Below are 22,020 nucleotides of genomic sequence, written 5' to 3'. Positions count from 1 at the left end.
TTAGTTAGGAAGAACGCATAATAACGATGGCGATGAAAAAGTTGCTCATAGCGTCGCTGCTGTTTAGCAGCGCCACCGTATACGGTGCTGACGGGTTCGTAGTGAAAGACATTCATTTCGAAGGCCTTCAGCGTGTCGCCGTTGGTGCGGCCCTCCTCAGTATGCCTGTGCGCCCCGGCGATACGGTTAATGATGAAGATATCAGTAACACCATCCGTGCTCTGTTTGCCACCGGCAACTTCGAGGATGTCCGCGTCCTGCGCGATGGTGATACGCTGCTGGTACAGGTAAAAGAACGTCCAACGATCGCCAGTATCACTTTCTCCGGTAACAAGTCGGTGAAAGATGACATGCTCAAGCAAAACCTTGAAGCATCCGGTGTTCGTGTGGGGGAATCTCTGGACCGCACAACCCTTTCAGACATTGAAAAAGGTCTGGAAGACTTCTACTACAGCGTCGGTAAATACAGTGCCAGCGTGAAAGCGGTGGTTACGCCGCTCCCACGTAACCGTGTTGACCTGAAGCTGGTCTTCCAGGAAGGTGTTTCCGCGAAGATCCAGCAGATCAACATCGTGGGTAACCACGCGTTTAGCACCGACGAACTGATCTCCACTTTCCAGCTGCGCGATGAAGTGCCGTGGTGGAACGTGGTTGGCGATCGTAAATACCAGAAACAGAAACTGGCGGGGGATCTCGAAACCCTGCGCAGCTACTATCTGGATCGCGGTTACGCCCGTTTCAACATTGATTCGACTCAGGTCAGTCTGACACCGGACAAGAAAGGTATCTACATCACGATTAACATCACTGAAGGCGATCAGTACAAGCTTTCCGGTGTTGAAGTCAGTGGTAACCTGGCCGGGCATTCAGCTGAAATTGAAGCGCTGACTAAAATTCAGCCGGGCGATCTGTACAGCGGTTCTAAAGTCACCAAAATGGAAGACGGCATTAAGAAGCTGCTCGGCCGCTATGGTTATGCTTACCCGCGTGTACAAACACAGCCGGAAATCAACGACGCGGATAAAACCGTTAAGCTGCATGTTAACGTTGATGCGGGTAACCGTTTCTATGTGCGTAAGATCCGCTTCGTAGGTAACGATACCTCCAAAGACTCCGTTCTGCGTCGCGAAATGCGTCAGATGGAAGGGGCATGGTTGGGTAGCGACCTCGTTGACCAGGGTAAAGAGCGTCTGAACCGTCTGGGCTATTTCGAAACCGTGGACACGGAAACGCAGCGTATACCCGGCAGCCCGGATCAGGTTGATGTCGTGTATAAGGTGAAAGAGCGTAACACCGGTAGCTTCAACTTCGGTGTGGGCTACGGTACTGAAAGTGGCGTGAGCTTCCAGGTTGGCGTCCAGCAGGATAACTGGCTGGGTACAGGTTACTCTGTCGGTATTAACGGCACCAAAAACGACTACCAGACCTACTCTGAGTTCTCTGTTACCAACCCATACTTCACCGTTGACGGTGTAAGCCTGGGCGGTCGTATCTTCTATAACGACTTTAAAGCAGACGACGCGGATCTCTCCTCCTATACCAACAAGAGCTATGGTGTAGACGGAACGCTCGGCTTCCCGGTTAACGAATATAACACCCTGCGTGCGGGCTTAGGTTACGTGCATAACGACCTGTCCAACATGCAACCTCAGGTGGCGATGTGGCGTTATCTGGACTCTATTGGCCAGTCTGCGAGTAAAACCGGCGATAACAATGGTTTTGCTGCGGATGACTTCACCTTCAACTACGGCTGGACCTATAACCGCCTCGACCGTGGTTACTTCCCAACGGAAGGTTCTCGCGTCAACCTGAACGGTAAAGTGACCGTTCCGGGCTCTGACAATGAGTTCTACAAGGTAACCCTGGATACCGCGTCCTACTTCCCAATTGATGATGACCACAAGTGGGTCGTTCTGGGTCGTACCCGTTGGGGCTATGGTGATGGTATCGGCAGTAAAGAGTTGCCGTTCTACGAGAACTTCTACGCGGGTGGTTCCAGCACCGTGCGTGGCTTCCAGTCCAACAACATTGGTCCGAAAGCGGTTTACTACGGCGGTAACGATAAAGATAACTGCTATAAATCTTCATCTTCCGAAGTGTGTAGCTCTGATGATGCAGTGGGCGGTAACGCCATGGCCGTGGCGAGCCTCGAGTTCATCACACCAACGCCGTTTATCAGTGATAAATACGCGAACTCCGTCCGCACGTCCTTCTTCTGGGATGCCGGTACGGTGTGGGACACCAACTGGCAGAATACTGCACAGATGCGTGATGCTGGCGTTCCGGACTACAGCGATCCGAGCAATATTCGCATGTCTGCTGGTATCGCATTACAATGGATGTCACCGCTGGGACCGTTGGTCTTCTCTTACGCCCAGCCGTTTAAGAAATACGATGGAGACAAAGCGGAGCAATTCCAGTTTAACATTGGTAAAACCTGGTAATAATCCGCTGCAAAGGAATGCGTTGGCAGTGTAGCGCTGACAACCGGCGATCGGTAAAACGGTCGCCTTGCCACGCAAAGAACGGTACCTTCTGGTGCCAATGGGATGGTAAGGAGTTAATTGTGAAAAAGTGGTTATTAGCTGCAGGTCTCGGTTTAGCGATGGCAACTTCTGCTCAGGCAGCAGACAAAATCGCAATCGTCAACATGGGTAATTTGTTCCAGCAGGTTGCACAGAAAACGGGTGTTTCTGCAACGCTGGAAAACGAATTCAAAGGCCGTGCGAGCGAACTGCAGCGTATGGAAGGCGATCTTCAGTCCAAAATGCAGCGTCTGCAGCGTGATGGTTCTACCATGAAAGCAAGCGATCGCAGCAAACTGGAAAAAGACGTTATGGCTCAGCGCCAGACCTTCTCTCAGAAAGCGCAGGCTTTCGAGCAGGATCGTCAGCGTCGTTCTAACGAAGAGCGTGGCAAGCTGGTCACTCGCATTCAGACTGCTGTTAAAGCAGTGGCTGCCGATCAGAGCATCGATCTGGTTGTTGATGCGAATGCCGTTGCTTTCAACAGCAGCGATGTTAAAGACATCACCGCTGATGTTCTGAAACAGGTTAAATAAGTAATGCCTTCAATTCGACTGGCTGATTTAGCTCAGCAGTTGGATGCAGAATTACACGGTGATGGCGATATCGTCATCACCGCTGTTGCGTCCATGCAATCTGCTAAAGCTGGCACGATTACCTTCATGGTAAGCCCTAAGTACCGTGAACAACTGGCTCAATGCCAGGCGTCAGCTGTTGTTCTGACGCAGGACGATCTTCCCTTTGCCACTGGAAGTGCACTGGTAGTGAAAAACCCCTACCTGACGTATGCACGCATGGCTCAAATTCTTGATACCACGCCGCAACCGGCTCAGAACATTGCTGCCAGTGCAGCAATCGATCCGACGGCTAAGCTTGGTAACAACGTTGCCGTTGGTGCGAATGCGGTTATCGAGTCTGGCGTTGTGCTGGGTGATAACGTCGTGATTGGCCCGGGGTGCTTCGTTGGGAAAAATACGAAAATCGGCGCAGGAACCCGTTTATGGGCCAATGTGTCCGTTTATCATGAAGTTGAAATCGGCGAAAATTGCCTCGTCCAGTCCAGCACCGTGATTGGTTCTGATGGCTTTGGTTACGCGAACGATCGCGGTAACTGGGTTAAGATCCCGCAGCTTGGTCGCGTTATTATTGGCGATCGCGTGGAGATTGGGGCCTGTACCACGATCGACCGTGGTGCACTCGACGACACGATCATTGGCAATGGTGTTATCATCGATAACCAGTGCCAGATTGCGCATAACGTTGTGATTGGCGACAATACCGCAGTTGCGGGGGGCGTCATCATGGCGGGCAGCCTGAAAATTGGTCGTTATTGCATGATTGGCGGTGCGAGCGTGATTAATGGCCACATGGAAATATGCGACAAGGTGACGGTGACGGGCATGGGCATGGTAATGCGTCCGATCACCGAACCTGGCGTCTATTCCTCGGGCATTCCGCTGCAACCCAACAAGGTATGGCGTAAAACAGCAGCACTGGTGATGAACATTGATGATATGAGCAAGCGACTCAAGTCTCTTGAGCGTAAGATCGATCAACAAGACTAAACGTCACCCGTTTAACGCTATCTTTCCCGGCCTGTCGGCTTTCTAATAAACCGGCAGGCCGTGTTATTATTGTTATCAGTACATTTTGACAGGAAGAGTATTTTGACTACTGACACTCATACTCTGCATATTGAAGAGATTTTAGAACTTCTGCCGCACCGCTACCCGTTTTTGCTGGTAGACCGTGTGCTGGATTTTGAAGAAGGTCGTTTTCTGCGCGCAGTGAAAAATGTTTCCGTGAACGAACCGTTCTTCCAGGGACACTTCCCGGGTAAGCCTATCTTCCCGGGTGTGTTGATTCTGGAAGCGATGGCTCAGGCTACCGGTATTCTGGCGTTTAAAAGCGTCGGTAAACTGGAGCCGGGTGAACTCTATTACTTCGCAGGTATTGATGAAGCGCGCTTTAAGCGTCCTGTCGTGCCTGGTGATCAGATGATCATGGAAGTCACTTTTGAAAAAACGCGTCGTGGCCTGACTCGCTTCAAAGGCGTAGCGCTGGTTGACGGCAAAGTTGTTTGCGAAGCGACGATGATGTGTGCTCGTAGCCGGGAGTCCTGATACGTGATTGATAAATCCGCCTTTATTCATCCTACTGCTATTGTGGAAACCGGCGCCATCATTGGTGCCAACGTTCACATTGGCCCGTTCTGTATTGTTGGACCCAATGTCGAAATTGGTGAGGGTACAGTACTGAAATCTCACGTTGTCGTGAATGGTCATACGACCATTGGCAGCAATAACGAGATCTATCAGTTCGCTTCCATCGGCGAAGTTAACCAGGATCTGAAATATGCTGGTGAGTCGACCCGTCTGGAAATTGGCGATCGTAACCGTATTCGCGAAAGCGTCACCATTCATCGTGGAACAGTACAGGGTGGTGGGTTGACGAAGGTGGGTAGCGATAACCTGTTTATGGTGAATGCGCATATTGCGCATGACTGTACCGTGGGCGATCGCTGTATTCTTGCCAACAACGCAACGCTGGCAGGACACGTATCTGTTGATGACTTCGCAATTATTGGCGGCATGACCGCAGTCCATCAGTTCTGCATCATTGGTGCACACGTGATGGTCGGTGGCTGCTCCGGTGTGGCGCAGGACGTCCCACCGTATGTGATTGCGCAGGGCAACCATGCCACGCCGTTTGGCGTGAACATCGAAGGCCTCAAGCGTCGTGGTTTTAGTCGCGAAGCGATTACGGCCATCCGTAACGCGTACAAACTGCTGTACCGTAGCGGTAAAACGCTGGAAGAGGCGAAGCCGGACATTGCCGAACTGGCGGATAAGTTCCCGGAAGTGAACGCGTTCATGGAGTTCTTTGACCGTTCAACAAGGGGTCTGATTCGTTAATGGTCGACAGTCGTCCGCTTACGATAGCCCTGGTCGCCGGAGAAACCTCCGGCGATATTCTTGGTGCCGGTCTCATCCGCGCGCTCAAAGCTCGCGTACCTAACGCCCGCTTTGTTGGCGTGGCTGGCCCGCTGATGCAGGCCGAAGGCTGTGAAGCCTGGTATGAAATGGAAGAGCTGGCCGTGATGGGCATTGTTGAGGTGCTGGGGCGTTTGCGACGCTTGCTGCATATTCGTGCCGATCTTACCCGCCGCTTTACCGAGCTCAAACCCGATGTGTTTGTCGGTATCGATGCACCCGACTTCAACATTACCCTCGAAGGTAATCTGAAAAAGCAGGGCATCAAAACCATTCATTACGTCAGTCCGTCCGTTTGGGCGTGGCGACAGAAACGCGTTTTCAAAATTGGACGGTCCACCAACCTGGTGCTGGCTTTTCTGCCTTTCGAAAAAGCGTTTTACGACAAATTTAATGTTCCGTGCCGTTTTATCGGTCATACCATGGCGGATGCGATGCCGCTGGATCCGGATAAAAACGCGGCGCGCGACGTGCTCGGTATCCCTCATGATGTGCACTGTCTGGCATTGCTGCCAGGAAGCCGTGGCGCAGAAGTGGAGATGCTGAGCGCTGATTTCCTGAAAACCGCGCAGATTCTTCGCAAGACGTATCCCGATCTTGAAGTGGTCGTGCCGCTGGTGAATGCCAAACGCCGCGAGCAGTTCGAACGCATTAAAGCGGAAGTCGCCCCGGATCTTCACGTCCGCCTGCTGGACGGGAAAGGTCGGGAAGCGATGTTTGCGAGCGATGCCGCACTGCTGGCCTCTGGCACGGCTGCGCTGGAATGTATGCTGGCGAAATGCCCGATGGTGGTCGGTTATCGTATGAAGCCGTTTACCTTCTGGCTGGCAAAACGTCTGGTGAAAACGGATTATGTTTCCCTGCCAAACCTGCTTGCCGGGCGCGAGCTGGTAAAAGAGCTCTTACAGGATGAGTGCCAGCCTCAGGCGCTGGCGGAGGCCCTGCTGCCGCTGCTCGCCAACGGCAAGACCAGCCACCAGATGCATGATACCTTCCGTGAACTGCATCAACTGATCCGCTGCAATGCAGATGAGCAAGCGGCCGATGCAGTTCTGGAGTTAGCAAAATGATGGAATTTGTATACCCTCACACGCATCTTGTGGCAGGGGTGGACGAAGTCGGTCGTGGCCCGTTAGTGGGGGCTGTTGTGACCGCCGCGGTGATCCTCGATCCCGCCCGCCCGATCGTCGGGCTAAACGACTCAAAAAAATTATCCGAAAAACGTCGACTGGCCCTGTTCAGTGAGATTCAGGAGAAGGCTCTGGCCTGGAGCCTGGGGCGCGCTGAGCCGCATGAAATCGACGAGTTGAATATTTTGCATGCTACAATGCTGGCCATGCAGCGCGCGGTAGCGGGCCTGAAAATTGCCCCGGAATATGTCCTGGTTGACGGCAACCGCTGTCCGGCACTGCCGATGCCTTCGATGGCGGTCGTCAAAGGCGATAGCCGTGTCGCCGAGATCAGCGCAGCATCTATTATTGCCAAGGTGACACGCGACGCTGAAATGGCCGCGCTGGATCTCACTTACCCTCAGTATGGCTTCGCCCAGCACAAGGGGTATCCTACGGCTTTCCATCTGGAAAAGCTGGCTGAACATGGCGCAACTGAACATCACCGGCGCAGCTTTGGCCCGGTGAAACGCGCGCTGGGACGGGTGTCCTGAATCAATACGCAAGCAATTAAGTAACGCGGAATCTGAAGATGGCTGAACCACGTTTCGTACACCTGCGGGTGCATAGCGACTACTCCATGATCGATGGGCTGGCGAAGACCGGGCCGCTGGTAAAAAAGGCGGCCGCGCTTGGCATGCCTGCGCTGGCGATCACCGATTTTACCAACCTGTGTGGCCTGGTGAAGTTCTACGGAACGGCACATGGCGCGGGGATGAAGCCTGTCGTCGGTGCGGATTTTCATGTGCAGAGCGATCTCATCGGCGATGAACTGACGCAAATTTCCGTGCTGGCTATGAACAACACGGGCTACCAGAACCTCACTCTGCTTATTTCGAAAGCCTATCAGCGCGGCTATGGTGCGCTGGGCCCGTGGATCGACCGGGACTGGCTGGCGGAACTGAACGAAGGGCTGCTGCTGATCTCCGGTGGCCGCATGGGCGACGTCGGCAAATGCCTGCTGCGTGGCAACAGCGCGCTGGTGGATCAGTGCGTCTCGTTTTATGAAGAATATTTCCCGGATCGTTACTATCTGGAATTGATCCGCACCGGCCGCCAGGACGAAGAGAGCTATCTGCACGCCGCTGTTGCGCTGGCTGAAGAGCGCGGTTTGCCCGTGGTGGCGACGAATGATGTGCGTTTCCTGGAATCCGGCGATTTTGACGCCCACGAAATTCGTGTGGCGATCCATGATGGCTTCACCCTTGACGATCCAAAGCGCCCGCGTAATTACTCATCGCAGCAGTATATGCGCAGCGAAGAGGAGATGTGCGAGCTCTTTTCCGATATCCCTGAAGCGCTGGAAAACAGCGTAGAGATTGCCAAGCGCTGTAACGTCACCGTGCGCCTCGGCGAATACTTCCTGCCGCAATTCCCGACGGGTGACATGACGACGGAAGATTTCCTGGTCATGAAATCGAAGGAGGGTCTGGAAGAGCGTCTCGAATTCCTCTTCCCGGATGAAGAAGAACGTAAAAAACGTCGTCCGGAGTATGACGAGCGCCTGGATATAGAGCTTCAGGTTATCAACCAGATGGGCTTCCCCGGCTACTTCCTGATCGTTATGGAGTTCATTCAGTGGTCGAAGGATAACGGCGTACCGGTAGGTCCGGGCCGTGGCTCCGGTGCGGGCTCGCTGGTGGCGTATGCATTAAAAATTACCGACCTCGATCCGCTGGAATTCGACCTGCTGTTCGAACGTTTCCTCAACCCGGAACGTGTTTCCATGCCCGACTTCGACGTCGACTTCTGCATGGAGAAACGCGATCAGGTGATCGAGCACGTAGCGGACATGTATGGCCGTGACGCGGTATCGCAGATCATTACCTTCGGTACCATGGCGGCGAAAGCGGTTATCCGCGACGTGGGTCGTGTACTCGGCCACCCGTACGGTTTCGTCGATCGTATTTCTAAGCTGGTGCCGCCCGATCCGGGCATGACGCTGGCAAAAGCGTTTGAAGCCGAACCTCAGCTGCCGGAAATCTACGAAGCTGACGAAGAAGTCAAAGCCCTGATCGACATGGCGCGCAAGCTGGAAGGCGTCACGCGTAACGCCGGTAAGCATGCAGGTGGCGTGGTTATTGCTCCGACCAAAATTACCGACTTCGCGCCGCTCTACTGCGATGAAGCGGGTGAGCATCCAGTCACTCAGTTTGATAAGAACGACGTGGAATACGCCGGGCTGGTGAAGTTTGACTTCCTCGGCCTGCGTACGCTGACGATCATCGACTGGGCACTGAAGATGATCAACCCGCGCCGGGAAAAGCAGGGCCTTGAACCGATAGACATTGCTGCCATCCCGCTGGATGACAAGAAAAGTTTCGACATGCTGCAGCGCTCGGAGACCACCGCGGTCTTCCAGCTTGAATCCCGCGGCATGAAGGACCTGATCAAGCGCCTGCAGCCTGACTGCTTCGAAGATATGATCGCACTGGTGGCGCTGTTCCGCCCGGGGCCGCTGCAGTCGGGGATGGTAGATAACTTTATCGACCGTAAGCACGGTCGCGAAGAGATTTCCTACCCGGACGTGCAGTGGCAGCATGAAAGCCTGAAACCGGTACTGGAGCCGACCTACGGCATCATCCTGTACCAGGAACAGGTCATGCAGATTGCTCAGGTGCTTTCTGGTTATACCCTCGGCGGCGCGGACATGCTGCGTCGTGCGATGGGGAAGAAAAAACCGGAAGAGATGGCCAAGCAGCGCTCCATCTTTGAAGACGGTGCGAAGAAAAACGGCGTTGACGGCGAGCTGGCGATGAAAATCTTCGACCTGGTGGAGAAATTCGCCGGGTACGGATTTAACAAATCCCACTCTGCCGCCTATGCGCTAGTCTCATACCAGACGCTGTGGCTGAAAGCGCACTATCCTGCTGAATTTATGGCGGCGGTAATGACTGCCGATATGGATAACACCGAGAAGGTCGTTGGCCTGGTGGATGAGTGCTGGCGCATGGGGCTCAAGATCCTGCCGCCGGATATTAACTCGGGGCTTTACCATTTCCACGTCAACGACGACGGGGAGATCGTTTACGGGATCGGTGCGATCAAGGGCGTGGGTGAAGGGCCGATCGAGGCGATCATCGAAGCGCGTAACAACGGCGGCTATTTCCGCGAGCTGTTCGATCTGTGCGCCCGTACCGATACCAAAAAACTGAACCGCCGCGTACTGGAAAAGCTGATCATGTCCGGCGCGTTCGACAGGCTGGGGCCGCACCGCGCTGCGTTGATGAACTCCCTCGGCGATGCCCTGAAAGCGGCGGACCAGCACGCGAAAGCGGAAGCCATTGGGCAGGCAGATATGTTCGGTGTGCTGGCGGAGGAGCCGGAGCAGATTGAGCAGTCGTACTCTAACTGCCAGCCGTGGCCAGAACAGGTCGTGCTGGATGGCGAGCGTGAAACGTTAGGCTTGTACCTGACGGGCCACCCGATCAACCAGTACATCAAAGAAATTGAGCGCTATGTCGGCGGCCACAGGCTAAAAGACATGCATCCGACAGAACGTGGTAAAATTACCACGGCTGCGGGGCTCGTGATTGCTGCAAGGGTTATGGTCACCAAGCGCGGCAATCGTATCGGCATCTGTACGTTGGATGACCGTTCCGGGCGTCTGGAGGTGATGTTGTTCACCGACGCGCTGGATAAATACCAGCAATTGCTGGAAAAAGACCGCATACTTATCGTCAGCGGACAGGTCAGCTTTGATGACTTCAGCGGGGGGCTTAAAATGACCGCCCGCGAAGTGATGGACATTGACGAAGCCCGGGAAAAATATGCTCGCGGGCTTGCTATCTCGCTGACGGACAGGCAAATTGATGACCAGCTTTTAAACCGACTCCGTCAGTCTCTGGAACCCCACCGCTCGGGGACAATTCCAGTACATCTCTACTATCAGAGGGCGGATGCACGTGCGCGGTTGCGCTTTGGTGCAACGTGGCGTGTCTCTCCGAGCGATCGTTTACTGAACGATCTCCGTGGCCTCATTGGTTCGGAGCAGGTGGAACTGGAGTTTGACTAATACAGGAATACTATGAGTCTGAATTTCCTTGATTTCGAACAGCCGATTGCTGAGCTGGAAGCGAAAATCGATTCTCTGACAGCGGTAAGCCGTCAGGATGAAAAACTGGATATTAACATCGACGAAGAAGTGCATCGTCTGCGTGAAAAAAGCGTAGAGCTGACGCGCAAAATCTTTGCCGATCTCGGCGCATGGCAGATCGCCCAGCTGGCGCGTCATCCACAGCGTCCGTACACCCTGGATTATGTCCGCCTGGCGTTTGACGAATTTGACGAACTGGCAGGCGATCGCGCATACGCTGACGACAAAGCTATCGTCGGCGGTATCGCGCGTCTGGACGGACGCCCGGTGATGATCATTGGTCATCAGAAAGGGCGTGAAACCAAAGAGAAAATCCGTCGTAACTTCGGTATGCCTGCACCTGAAGGCTACCGCAAGGCCCTGCGTCTGATGGAGATGGCTGAGCGTTTCAACATGCCAATCATCACCTTCATTGACACCCCGGGTGCATACCCTGGCGTGGGCGCGGAAGAGCGCGGTCAGTCTGAAGCCATCGCCCGTAACCTGCGCGAGATGTCCCGCCTGAAGGTGCCGGTCATCTGTACCGTCATCGGTGAAGGTGGTTCAGGTGGTGCGCTGGCCATTGGCGTGGGCGATAAAGTGAATATGCTGCAGTACAGCACCTATTCCGTTATCTCTCCGGAAGGCTGTGCGTCCATTCTGTGGAAAAGCGCTGATAAAGCGCCGCTGGCCGCAGAAGCGATGGGCATCATTGCCCCACGTCTGAAAGAGCTGAAGCTGATCGATACCGTGATCCCGGAACCGCTGGGTGGCGCGCATCGTAAGCCGGAAGTGATGGCTGCTTCCCTGAAAGCCCAGCTGCTGGCTGACCTGGCCGATCTGGACGTCCTGAGCAAAGAAGACCTGCTCAACCGTCGTTATCAGCGTCTGATGACTTACGGCTACGCGTAAGCTTCACAATTATCTGAAAAGCCGCACAATGTTGCGGCTTTTTTTATACCCGCCGTTTACCTTAACTATGCTTAGCTAATGTTTTTCAAGGAGGTAGACCGTGAACATCATTGCCATTATGGGGCCGCACGGCGTCTTTTATAAAGACGAGCCCATCAAGGAGCTGGAGCAAGCCCTTCAGTCGCGCGGGTATCAGCTCATCTGGCCGCACAACAGCGCCGACCTGCTGAAGTTTATTGAGCATAATCCGCGAATCTGTGGCGTGATCTTCGACTGGGACGAATACGATCTGGAGCTGTGCAGCGAGATCAACAAGCTGAACGAATATCTCCCGCTGTATGCCTTTATCAATACCCACTCGACCATGGACGTCAGCGCGCATGATATGCGGATGGCGCTGTGGTTCTTTGAATATTCTCTCGGCGTGGCGGAAGATATCGCGACCCGCATTCAGCAGTACACGGGTGAATACCTCGATAACATTACGCCGCCCTTTACCCGCGCGCTTTTTACCTATGTGAAAGAGGGGAAATACACCTTCTGCACGCCAGGGCATATGGCCGGAACAGCCTATCAAAAAAGCCCGGTAGGCTGTCTGTTCTATGATTTTTTCGGGGGCAACACGCTGAAAGCGGACGTGTCAATTTCGGTCACGGAACTGGGCTCTCTGCTGGATCACACCGGCCCGCATCTGGAGGCTGAGGAGTATATTGCCCGCACCTTTGGCGCTGAGCAGAGCTATATGGTGACCAACGGCACCTCGACCTCGAACAAAATCGTCGGGATGTACGCTGCGCCTGCGGGCAGCACGCTGCTGATTGACCGTAACTGCCATAAATCGCTGGCGCACCTGCTGATGATGAGCGACGTGGTGCCGCTCTGGTTATCCCCTACGCGTAACGCGCTGGGGATTCTCGGCGGCATCCCACGCCGGGAGTTCACGCATCAAACCATTGAAAAGAAAGTTGCGGCGATCCCTGGCGCAAGCTGGCCTGTTCATGCGGTGATCACCAATTCCACCTATGACGGCCTGTTATACAACACCAACTGGATCAAGCAGACGCTGGACGTGCCGTCGATCCACTTCGATTCTGCGTGGGTGCCTTATACCAATTTTCACCCGATTTATTCGGGTAAGAGCGGGATGAGCGGCGAGCGCGTGCCGGGCAAAGTGTTCTTCGAAACGCAGTCGACCCACAAAATGCTGGCCGCCTTTTCCCAGGCGTCTCTTATTCACATCAAAGGCGAGTACGACGAGGAGACCTTCAACGAAGCCTTTATGATGCATACCACCACTTCACCGAGCTATCCGCTGGTAGCATCTATCGAAACCGCGGCGGCGATGCTGCGCGGCAACCCGGGTAAACGCCTGATAAACCGCTCGGTGGAGCGGGCGCTGCATTTCCGTAAAGAGGTCCAGCGGCTGAAAGATGAGGCAGACGGCTGGTTCTTTGATATCTGGCAGCCGGAAGAGATCGACGAGGCCGAGTGCTGGCCCGTTGCGCCTGGGGAGAGCTGGCACGGCTTCCGCGATGCCGATGCGGACCACATGTTCCTCGATCCGGTTAAGGTGACGATCCTGACGCCTGGCATGGACGAGCAGGGGGTAATGGGTGATGAAGGTATTCCCGCCGCGCTGGTGGCGAAGTTCCTTGATGAGCGCGGCGTGGTAGTGGAGAAGACCGGCCCCTATAATTTGTTGTTCCTGTTCAGTATCGGGATCGATAAAACCCGGGCAATGGGTCTGCTGCGCGGGCTGATGGAGTTTAAGCGTGCCTACGATCTCAACCTGCGGGTGAAGAACATGCTGCCGGATCTCTACGCGGAAGATCCTGACTTCTACCGCAATATGCGCATTCAGGATCTGGCCCTGGGGATCCACAGATTGATCCGCCAGCACGATCTGCCGCGCCTCATGCTTCAGGCGTTTGACGTCCTGCCTGACATGAAGCTGACGCCTCACAAGGCCTGGCAGCGGCAGGTAAAAGGTGAGGTAGAAACCGTTGAGCTGGAAAATCTGGTCGGACGCGTGTCGGCCAATATGATCCTGCCTTACCCACCGGGTGTACCGCTGCTGATGCCGGGGGAAATGATCACCGAGGAGAGCCGGGCAGTGCTCGATTTTCTGCTGATGCTCTGTTCGGTGGGGCGTCACTATCCGGGTTTCGAGACGGATATTCACGGTGCGAAGCGCGATGAGCACGGCGTTTACTGGGTGCGAGTCCTAAAATAAGGGTGACCGCTTGCCAGGTGCGGGTTCTCGGTTGTAACGTTCAGGCATCATAAAAAGGAGAAGCTATGCTGGGTTTAAAAGCGGTTCACCATATTGCGATCATTGCTACCGATTACGCGAAAAGTAAGGCCTTCTATTGTGACATTCTTGGCTTTACGCTGTTGAGCGAGGCCTACCGCGAGGAGCGTGACTCCTGGAAGGGGGATCTCGCTTTAAACGGGCAATATGTGATTGAGCTGTTCTCTTTTCCCTTCCCGCCTGCGCGCCCGTCGCGCCCGGAAGCCTGTGGACTGCGCCATCTTGCCTTCAGCGTTGATGACCTGGATAACGCAGTAAAACATCTGCAAGCGCACGGCGTAACGTGTGAACCGATCCGTATCGATCCCTTCACCGACAAGCGTTTTACCTTTTTTAACGACCCGGACGGTTTGCCGCTGGAGCTTTACCAGCAGTAATGTTTGTCCTGTGTGATAATGCCCGCTCAGTTCGGGCATTTTTTATGTGTAATTTCCTATGACCTTACCCGCTATCGCACAAGCTGTTTCACCGTACCGCCAGCTGCTGGTGGGGTTTAGCGGTGGCCTGGATTCCACCGTTCTGCTCCATCGCCTGAAACGCTGGCGCGACCGGGAGCCTGACGTCCAGCTTCGGGCTATGCACATCCATCATGGATTAAGTCCTCACGCTGAGGAGTGGGTGGCGCACTGTGAAGCCTTGTGTGCGGCCTGGGCGATCCCGTTCATCGTTGAGCGCGTCACGCTCATTGATGAGGGGAAGGGCATCGAGGCACAGGCGCGGAAAGCCCGCTATGCCGCTTTTTCCGCGGCATTACTTCCTGGCGAAGCGCTGGTCACGGCTCAGCATCTGGACGATCAGTGCGAAACTTTTTTGCTGGCGCTTAAGCGGGGAAGCGGACCGGCGGGGCTGTCCGCCATGCCTGCACGATCTGAGTTTGCCGGGACGCAATTGCTGCGCCCGCTGCTGGGCGAGACGCGGGCGTCGCTGGAAGCCTGGGCGCGGGAATATCAGCTGAACTGGATAGAAGACGAGAGTAATCAGGACGACAGTTACGATCGTAATTTCCTGCGCCTGCGCATCCTGCCGCTGTTGAGCGAGCGCTGGCCGCATTTCGCCGACGCGACAGCGAGAAGCGCCATGCTGTGTGCTGAACAGGAATTGTTGCTGGATGAACTGTTGAGTGCGGATCTGGCTGACCTGATTTCTGAAGACGGAGCACTGGCGATAGCGCCCCTGGAGGCGATGAGCTCGGTGCGCCGCGCCGCACTGTTACGCCGCTGGCTGGCTACTCATCATGCAGCGATGCCGTCGCGGGCGATGCTGAGCCGGATCTGGGACGAAGTCGCGCAGGCGCGGGAAGATGCTTCCCCCTGCGTGTATCTGAATGGTTTTGAGGTCAGGCGCTATAAAGGCAAACTCTGGTGGATCAAATCCACGCCTTCACTGACCGAGGTGGTACTCAACTGGGCGTCGCCAGAGGTACCGCTGATATTGCCTTGTGATGCAGGGAGCGTCTCTTTGAGCCCGTCCGGTCATGTGCGTCTGCCGAAGCCTGGTGAGCCGGTAACCGTACGCTTCAAGGCTGGTGGTTTGCTGCATATTGTCGGGCGCAACGGGGGACGGAAGCTTAAGAAGATATGGCAGGAGTGCAGCGTGCCGCCGTGGCGACGTGATACCACGCCACTGCTGTTTTACGGTGAAACGTTGATGGCTGCTGCCGGGGTTTTCATCACGGAAGAGGGATGGTCAGAAGAAGGGGTCAGTTTTGATTGGCAGAAAATGTAACGGGCAGCCAGGCTGCCCGTAAGTGTCATCAGGATTCGCTCACCACGACGGTGCCGATTTGCGGGTGGCTGAAGCTGGCTATTTTATCCAGACGTAGCTCACGCGTTGCACTGCCGTCTTCAACAACCAGATATTCCACGTTCTTACGTGAAACCAGATCGCTGGCTTTTGCCTTCAATACTTCGCCATCTTTTAGCTCCAGCGTCAGTATTAAATGATGCTGGCAGGCGAGTTCGAGGTTGTCATAGTCATCACAATTGATGGGTTGATAAGTATCATTCATCGACATAATCGCTCACCAGTAAATTCGCCGCAGCGTACGCTGCTTTTTCCCTGACCGACTCTGAAAGGCTCTCATCAGAGGCCACTTCATTAAGCACTTTCAATACACAGCCCAACGCGTCCGGGACATACCCCAGATCTCCGCTGGCGATTTCCGCATACCGTTTGCGAATTAACTCACAATAATTATTCACATCCCCTCCCGCCAGCGCACTGACTTACTGTGAGATATCATTAAGCCTACGAAGATAAACTCGGTTTAGCAAGGTGACTATACCATACTCATTTAAGCAATATCAGCGCCTTGACAGGTGTGATTTATCACCGCGTGACAGCCTTTTGCCTCTGTTTTCGCTACAATGTGCCCCTGATTCGAATGGAGTTCTCTCATGGCGCTTAAAGCGACAATTTATAAAGCAGTGGTCAATGTGGCCGATCTTGATCGCAACCAGTTTCTGGATGCGTCGCTGACGCTGGCGCGCCACCCCTCCGAAACCCAGGAGCGTATGATGCTGCGCCTGCTGGCGTGGATTAAATACGCCAACGAGCGGCTGCAGTTTACCCGCGGCTTAAGCGCAGAGGACGAGCCAGAAGCCTGGCTGCGAAACGATCATCTGGGCATCGACCTGTGGATCGAGCTCGGTCTGCCGGACGAGCGTCGGATTAAAAAGGCCTGTACCCAGTCCGCTGAAGTGGCGTTATTCGCCTATAACCAGCGCGCGGCGGAGATCTGGTGGCAACAAAGCAAGAATAAATGTGCGCAGTATAAAAATCTCACCGTCTGGTATCTGGATGATGAACAGCTGGCGCAGCTCAGTGAGTTTGCCGGCCGGACGATGGCGCTGCAGGCAACCATTCAGGACGGCGCCATCTGGCTCTCTGATTCTCAGAATAATCTGGAAATTCATCTGACGGCCTGGCAGCCTGCGTCATGATTGTTTTGTCCCGAAACGTCAGCATCCCTGATAATGAGCTGGAGATCACCGCCATCCGTGCTCAGGGGGCGGGTGGACAGCACGTCAATAAGGCGTCAACGGCGATCCATTTGCGTTTTGACATTCGGGCATCAAGCCTGCCAGAGTATTATAAAGAGAGTCTGCTTGCTGCCAGCCATCATCTGATCACCAGCGAAGGTGTGATTGTGATTAAAGCCCAGGAGTACCGCAGCCAGGAGTCAAACCGGGAAGCGGCGATAGCCAGGCTGGTGGCCGTTATTAAAGAATTAACAGCAGTACAAAAAAGCCGCCGGGCAACGCGGCCAACCCGCGCATCGAAAGAGCGTCGGTTGTCCTCGAAAGCCCAAAAATCCACAGTGAAAGCACTACGCGGTAAAGTTCGTCGCCCGATGGAGTGACGAAAGGGAACACAATTTTCATAAGGAATTCATTGTGAAAAAAGCATTATTTTCAGCGCTGGCAGTGAGTACGCTGTTTGCGCTTTTCGGGTGTAACAACCGTTCTGAAACGCAGGTTTTGCAGTCCTCGCAGAATGAAGCGTTAAAGCCTATGCAGCAGAGCTGGCGCGGCGTATTGCCTTGTGCAGACTGTGAAGGCATCGAAACGTCCCTGTTCCTGCAAAAAGACGGCACCTGGGTTATGAACCAGCGTTATCAGGGCGCTAAAGAACCCTCTTCGTTTGCGACCTACGGAACCTGGGCGCGTACAGCGGAAAAGCTGGTCCTGACGGATACCACGGGTGAGAAAACGTATTTCCGCGCCAAAGGTGAGGGGATGGAGATGCTCGACCGCGAGGGCAACCCGATTGAATCCCAGTTCAACTATACGCTTGCGCCGGTGAAAGCGGCCCTGCCTGCTACGCCGATGCCAATGCGTGGTATGTATTTCTATATGGCGGATGCGGCGATCTTTACCGACTGTGCAACGGGTAAGAAAGTCAGCGTGGCGAACAACGCGCATCTTGAACGTGATTACGCCGTGGCGCGTGGCAATGACAGCAAGCCGGTATTGCTGACCGTAGATGGTCACTTTACGCTGGAGCCAAACCCGGATAGCGGAGAGAGCGTGAAAACGCTGGTGGTGGATAAAGAGGCGAAATTTATCGCAGGCAAAGACTGTAACAGTCAATAAGCTGACGATTATCCATTAAAAAACCCCGCCTGAGCGGGGTTTTTTGTTTAGCCTTTGATGGCTTTCACCAGGTAATCAAGAATATCGCCTGTCTTGATCATCTGTTTCTCGCCGCTACGACGGTATTTGTATTCGATCTCATCGCTGTCGAGGTTACGGTCACCGATGACCACCGTGTGTGGAATACCAATCAGTTCCATATCGGCGAACATCACGCCCGGACGCTCTTTACGGTCATCCATCAGCACTTCGATACCCTGAGCACGCAGCTCGGCGTACAGCTTCTCAGCCAGCTCCTGGACACGGTAGGATTTGTGCATGTTCATTGGCAGAATCGCAACCTGGAACGGAGCGATATTGTCCGGCCAGACGATGCCGCGCTCGTCGTAGTTCTGTTCAATGGCCGCCGCGACCACACGAGTGACCCCGATACCGTAGCAGCCCATGGTCAGGATCTGGTTACGGCCATCTTCACCCTGAACGGCGGCGTTCAGTGCGCGAGAGTATTTGTCACCCAGCTGGAAGATGTGACCGACTTCGATACCGCGCTTAATCATCAGGGTGCCCTGACCGTCCGGACTTGGATCGCCTGCGACCACGTTACGGATGTCTGCCACTTCAGGCGTCGCCACGTCGCGATCCCAGTTAATACCGAAGTAATGTTTACCGTCGATGTTAGCGCCGGCGGAGAAGTCGCTCATCGCAGCAACTGTGCGGTCAATAACAACCGGAACCGGCATATTAACCGGGCCGAGAGAGCCAGGACCTGCATTGACCACGGCACGGATTTCCGCTTCTGTTGCAAACGTCAGCGGGCTCGCGACCTGCGGCAGCTTCTCTGCTTTCACTTCGTTCAGCTCGTGATCGCCACGCACCAGCAGGGCAACCAGCGGGTAAGCGCTGCCTTCGGTAGATTTCACCAGCAGCGTTTTGACGGTTTTTTCAATCGGCAGACCAAACTGCTCAACCAGCTCAGCAATGGTTTTCGCGTTTGGCGTATCAACCAGCGTCATCTCCTGCGTTGCAGCGCCGCGTGGTTCTTTTGGTGCCAGCGCTTCTGCAAATTCGATGTTCGCGGCGTAATCTGAAGAGTCCGAGAAGATCACATCGTCTTCACCGCTCTGCGCCAGTACCTGGAATTCATGGGATGCGCTACCACCGATGGAGCCGGTATCAGCCTGCACAGCGCGGAAATCCAGACCCATGCGGGAGAAGATTTTGCTGTATGCCTCGTACATTTTGTCGTAGGTCTCTTGCAGCGATTCCTGAGAGGTATGGAAAGAGTAAGCATCTTTCATCAGGAATTCGCGGGAGCGCATCACCCCGAAACGAGGACGAACTTCATCACGGAACTTGGTCTGAATCTGGAAGAAGTTCAGCGGCAGCTGTTTGTAAGAGCTCAGCTCGTTACGGATCAGGTCGGTAATGACCTCTTCATGCGTTGGGCCGAGAACGAATGGACGCTCGCCGCGATCGACGAAGCGCAGCAGTTCTGGGCCATATTGTTCCCAACGGCCGCTCTCCTGCCACAGGTCAGCGGGCTGAACCACAGGCATGGACACCTCGATAGCACCGGCGTTGTTCATCTCTTCACGCACGATGTTTTCGACTTTTTTCAGGACGCGCACGCCGGTCGGCAGCCAGGTATATAACCCGGAGGCCAGCTTGCGGATCATCCCGGCGCGCAGCATCAGCTGATGGCTGATCACTTCGGCGTCGGCAGGCGTCTCCTTCAGAGTGGAGAGCAGATATTGGCTAGTACGCATGTTGTTACGGTTCCATTTCGACGATTGGAACAGGCTGAAACACCAGCCTGACACAAAAAAAGTGGTTTAGTTTACCAGTGTGGCAAAGATGCCAAAAGAGAGGAGAACAAAATTACCTGGGTTCAAGGGCAAACACTTCAAAACCTGCCCCGGTGACGCGCCAGCGCACGTTAAAATCCAGCAGCCAGACGGCGTATGTTTTTCCTGCTTCCTCTTCTTTACGGTAGGCTGGACGGGGGTCCTGTGCCAGCACTTCGGTGATGAAATTCCGCAAACGAGGATAGCGCTTCTCCATCTGGCTAAGCTGCGAGGCGATCTCAGGGGTAAAAGAGACAGGCATATCCGCCTGCGGTGCATCCTGAGCATAACTTGCGCGCGCGTCCGGGAGCGCTTCCGCGAAGGGCAAATAGGGTTTGATGTCGATAACCGGCGTGCCGTCCACCAGGTCCAGACTGCCTAATTCCAGTATCACCCGATCTTTCTGACAACGTATGCCTTTCAGTTCAACAAGCGACATCCCGATCGGGTTTGGACGGAAGGTCGAGCGAGTCGCAAATACGCCCATTCGCGCATTTCCACCCAGACGAGGAGGGCGCACGGTAGGTCGCCAGCCGCCTTCCATTGTCTGATGAAAGACAAATACCACCCATAAATGGCTGAAGGCCTCAAGCCCGCGTACCGCATCGGCCTGGTTGTAAGGCGCCAGAAGATGAAGTTCGCCCCCGCCGCTGGTCACCAGACCCGGCTGGCGAGGCACGGCGAACTTCTCTTTATAGGGAGAGTGGATAACGCCTATCTGCTCAAACTGAAATGCACTCATTTCGCCGTAATGTTCAGCGCAGAACCGATGCAAACCGCCTGACGATAGCAGCCCGGCGTGCCGCTGGTGACTTCACAGCTGTGCAGCAGAACCGCGTTGGCTTTCATTTTGGCAGCGTTAATCTGCATGCGTTTACGCGCTGTCGGGATATTCGGCGGAGAGTCCTGATTGGTTGCCTGACAGGATTCACCGCTTACTTCACCCAGTTCACGGAACGGTTTACCGACGAGTTCGTCAGCTTTCGTGATAATGCGAACCGGCGCAGGGCGAACCACTTTCGGTTTCGCAGGCTCTGTTTTTGGCGGGGTTGCCGTGCTTTGAACAGGTTCAACAGGAGATCTGCTTAGCATAGAACAGCCGCTCAGCATGAGTGCTAAAAGACAGATCGGTAAAGCACGCATAATAATTCCTCAATGGATAATCAAAACGTCAGATATTGAATCAGTTGACTGCACAAATGACAAGACGGGCATAAGCCCGTCCTGATGATATTACACTGAGGTGAGATTACCAGCCTTTAACCGCGCCGCCGTTAAACACTTTGTTGGCTTCCTGGTAAACTTCGTCAGACTGATAAGCCTGTACGAACTTCTTCACGTTTTCCGCGTCTTTGTTGTCTTCGCGAGTCACGATCAGGTTAACGTACGGGGAGTCTTTATCTTCAACGAAGATACCGTCTTTCGCTGGCGTCAGGCCAATCTGGCTGGCGTAAGTGGTGTTGATAACGGCCAGAGCAATCTGCGCATCGTCCAGAGAACGTGGCAGCTGTGGGGCTTCCAGTTCAACAATTTTCAGATTTTTCGGGTTCTCGGTGACATCCAGAACGGTTGGCAGCAGGCCAACACCATCTTTCAGTTTGATCAGGCCCACTTTCTGCAGCAGCAGCAGGGAACGACCAAGGTTGGTTGGGTCGTTAGGCACCGCAACCTGAGAGCCCGGCTGCAGTTCATCCAGTGATTTAATCTTCTTGGAGTAACCGGCAATCGGATAAACGAAGGTGTTACCGACACCCACCAGTTTATAGCCACGATCTTTGATCTGCTGATCCAGGTAAGGCTTATGCTGGAAGGCGTTAGCGTCGATATCGCCTTTGCTCAGCGCTTCGTTTGGCAGAACGTAATCGTTGAAGGTCACCAGCTCAACGTCCAGGCCGTATTTCTCTTTCGCCACTTTCTGGGCAACTTCAGCAACCTGCTGTTCTGCACCTACGATAACGCCCACTTTGATGTGGTTTGGATCTTTTTCGTCCTGACCGCAACCCACCAGTGCCAGAGAGCCAATAAGCGCGCCTACTGCTGCAAAGGTCTTTAATTTAAACGCCATGTTTTATCCTTAACTCGTCGAGTTTGTGTTGT

General features: G+C 54.4%; 21 protein-coding genes. 15 read left to right on the top strand and 6 right to left on the bottom strand.

From position 1 onward, the window contains the following. The first annotated feature begins 26 nt into the window (after positions 1-26). The 12 genes from bamA (at position 27) to tilS (ending at position 15,710) form a co-directional block, all read left to right on the top strand. Positions 27-2,444, top strand: coding sequence for an outer membrane protein assembly factor BamA (bamA, locus tag O1723_RS17525; RefSeq protein WP_014882634.1), 2,418 nt, complete (start codon positions 27-29; stop codon positions 2,442-2,444). A 122-nt stretch (positions 2,445-2,566) separates the two neighbouring features. Then, positions 2,567-3,061, top strand: a complete 495-nt coding sequence (gene skp, locus O1723_RS17520) for a molecular chaperone Skp (protein WP_014882635.1) — start codon at positions 2,567-2,569, stop codon at positions 3,059-3,061. A 3-nt stretch (positions 3,062-3,064) separates the two neighbouring features. Continuing rightward, a complete protein-coding gene (lpxD, locus tag O1723_RS17515; protein WP_023332132.1) occupies positions 3,065-4,090 on the top strand; it encodes a UDP-3-O-(3-hydroxymyristoyl)glucosamine N-acyltransferase in 1,026 nt (341 codons plus the stop codon). Positions 4,091-4,192: 102 nt separating this feature from the next. After that, entirely contained in the window at positions 4,193-4,648 is a 456-nt protein-coding gene (fabZ, locus tag O1723_RS17510; RefSeq protein WP_010426706.1) for a 3-hydroxyacyl-ACP dehydratase FabZ, read from the top strand. Positions 4,649-4,651: 3 nt separating this feature from the next. Next, positions 4,652-5,440, top strand: coding sequence for an acyl-ACP--UDP-N-acetylglucosamine O-acyltransferase (lpxA, locus tag O1723_RS17505; RefSeq protein ID WP_014882637.1), 789 nt, complete (start codon positions 4,652-4,654; stop codon positions 5,438-5,440). Beyond that, complete coding sequence (lpxB, locus tag O1723_RS17500; RefSeq protein WP_023332133.1) at positions 5,440-6,588, top strand: lipid-A-disaccharide synthase; 1,149 nt, start codon at positions 5,440-5,442, stop codon at positions 6,586-6,588. Before lpxA ends, lpxB begins: the two co-directional genes overlap by 1 nt. Next, a complete protein-coding gene (gene rnhB / locus O1723_RS17495; protein WP_023336774.1) occupies positions 6,585-7,181 on the top strand; it encodes a ribonuclease HII in 597 nt (198 codons plus the stop codon). Before lpxB ends, rnhB begins: the two co-directional genes overlap by 4 nt. Positions 7,182-7,219: 38 nt before the next feature. After that, positions 7,220-10,702 (top strand): DNA polymerase III subunit alpha, encoded by a 3,483-nt coding sequence (gene dnaE / locus O1723_RS17490; protein ID WP_023336775.1) that lies wholly within the window; start codon positions 7,220-7,222, stop codon positions 10,700-10,702. Positions 10,703-10,714: 12 nt separating this feature from the next. Continuing rightward, on the top strand, positions 10,715-11,674 hold the full coding sequence (gene accA, locus O1723_RS17485) for an acetyl-CoA carboxylase carboxyl transferase subunit alpha (protein WP_013095666.1): 960 nt from the start codon (positions 10,715-10,717) through the stop codon (positions 11,672-11,674). 100 nt (positions 11,675-11,774) lie between these two features. Then, the gene (locus O1723_RS17480) at positions 11,775-13,907 is read left to right on the top strand and encodes a lysine decarboxylase LdcC (RefSeq protein ID WP_023336776.1); all 2,133 of its coding nucleotides are present in this window, start codon (positions 11,775-11,777) and stop codon (positions 13,905-13,907) included. Positions 13,908-13,972: 65 nt separating this feature from the next. Further along, entirely contained in the window at positions 13,973-14,362 is a 390-nt protein-coding gene (locus O1723_RS17475) for a VOC family protein (RefSeq protein ID WP_023336777.1), read from the top strand. Between the two features lie 58 nt (positions 14,363-14,420). After that, on the top strand, positions 14,421-15,710 hold the full coding sequence (gene tilS, locus O1723_RS17470; protein WP_248191257.1) for a tRNA lysidine(34) synthetase TilS: 1,290 nt from the start codon (positions 14,421-14,423) through the stop codon (positions 15,708-15,710). Between the two features lie 28 nt (positions 15,711-15,738). Here the strand turns inward: tilS and rof are convergent, their stop codons facing one another. After that, entirely contained in the window at positions 15,739-15,999 is a 261-nt protein-coding gene (gene rof, locus O1723_RS17465; RefSeq protein ID WP_014882644.1) for a Rho-binding antiterminator, read from the bottom strand. Continuing rightward, positions 15,986-16,186 (bottom strand): YaeP family protein, encoded by a 201-nt coding sequence (locus tag O1723_RS17460; RefSeq protein ID WP_008501889.1) that lies wholly within the window; start codon positions 16,184-16,186, stop codon positions 15,986-15,988. Before O1723_RS17460 ends, rof begins: the two co-directional genes overlap by 14 nt. A 195-nt stretch (positions 16,187-16,381) precedes the next feature. Between O1723_RS17460 and O1723_RS17455 the strand changes: the two genes are divergently transcribed. The 3 genes from O1723_RS17455 to nlpE are packed head-to-tail and all read left to right on the top strand — an operon-like array spanning position 16,382 to position 18,079. Next, positions 16,382-16,927 (top strand): YaeQ family protein, encoded by a 546-nt coding sequence (locus O1723_RS17455; protein WP_014882645.1) that lies wholly within the window; start codon positions 16,382-16,384, stop codon positions 16,925-16,927. Then, on the top strand, positions 16,924-17,346 hold the full coding sequence (gene arfB / locus O1723_RS17450) for an alternative ribosome rescue aminoacyl-tRNA hydrolase ArfB (RefSeq protein ID WP_023336779.1): 423 nt from the start codon (positions 16,924-16,926) through the stop codon (positions 17,344-17,346). The genes O1723_RS17455 and arfB overlap by 4 nt, the downstream gene beginning before the upstream one ends. Before the next feature lie 34 nt (positions 17,347-17,380). Continuing rightward, positions 17,381-18,079, top strand: coding sequence for an envelope stress response activation lipoprotein NlpE (gene nlpE, locus O1723_RS17445; RefSeq protein ID WP_023336780.1), 699 nt, complete (start codon positions 17,381-17,383; stop codon positions 18,077-18,079). 47 nt (positions 18,080-18,126) lie between these two features. On the opposite strand, the gene proS is transcribed toward nlpE, so the two are convergent. From proS to metQ, 4 genes are all read right to left on the bottom strand, one after another. Then, positions 18,127-19,845: a proline--tRNA ligase gene (gene proS, locus O1723_RS17440; RefSeq protein WP_023332143.1), complete on the bottom strand. Its 1,719-nt coding sequence runs from the start codon at positions 19,843-19,845 to the stop codon at positions 18,127-18,129. 112 nt (positions 19,846-19,957) lie between these two features. Further along, positions 19,958-20,665: a tRNA (N6-threonylcarbamoyladenosine(37)-N6)-methyltransferase TrmO gene (tsaA, locus tag O1723_RS17435; protein ID WP_014882649.1), complete on the bottom strand. Its 708-nt coding sequence runs from the start codon at positions 20,663-20,665 to the stop codon at positions 19,958-19,960. After that, complete coding sequence (rcsF, locus tag O1723_RS17430) at positions 20,662-21,066, bottom strand: Rcs stress response system protein RcsF (protein WP_008501883.1); 405 nt, start codon at positions 21,064-21,066, stop codon at positions 20,662-20,664. The genes tsaA and rcsF overlap by 4 nt, the downstream gene beginning before the upstream one ends. A gap of 106 nt (positions 21,067-21,172) precedes the next feature. Beyond that, positions 21,173-21,988, bottom strand: a complete 816-nt coding sequence (gene metQ / locus O1723_RS17425; protein WP_014168729.1) for a methionine ABC transporter substrate-binding lipoprotein MetQ — start codon at positions 21,986-21,988, stop codon at positions 21,173-21,175. Between the last annotated feature and the right edge of the window lie 32 nt (positions 21,989-22,020).

It is taken from the genome of Enterobacter cloacae complex sp. HYC080_NIDB (genome assembly GCF_056673325.1).
The sequence above is the reverse complement of the archived record's forward strand: the minus strand, read 5'-3'. Positions and strand labels throughout refer to the sequence as shown.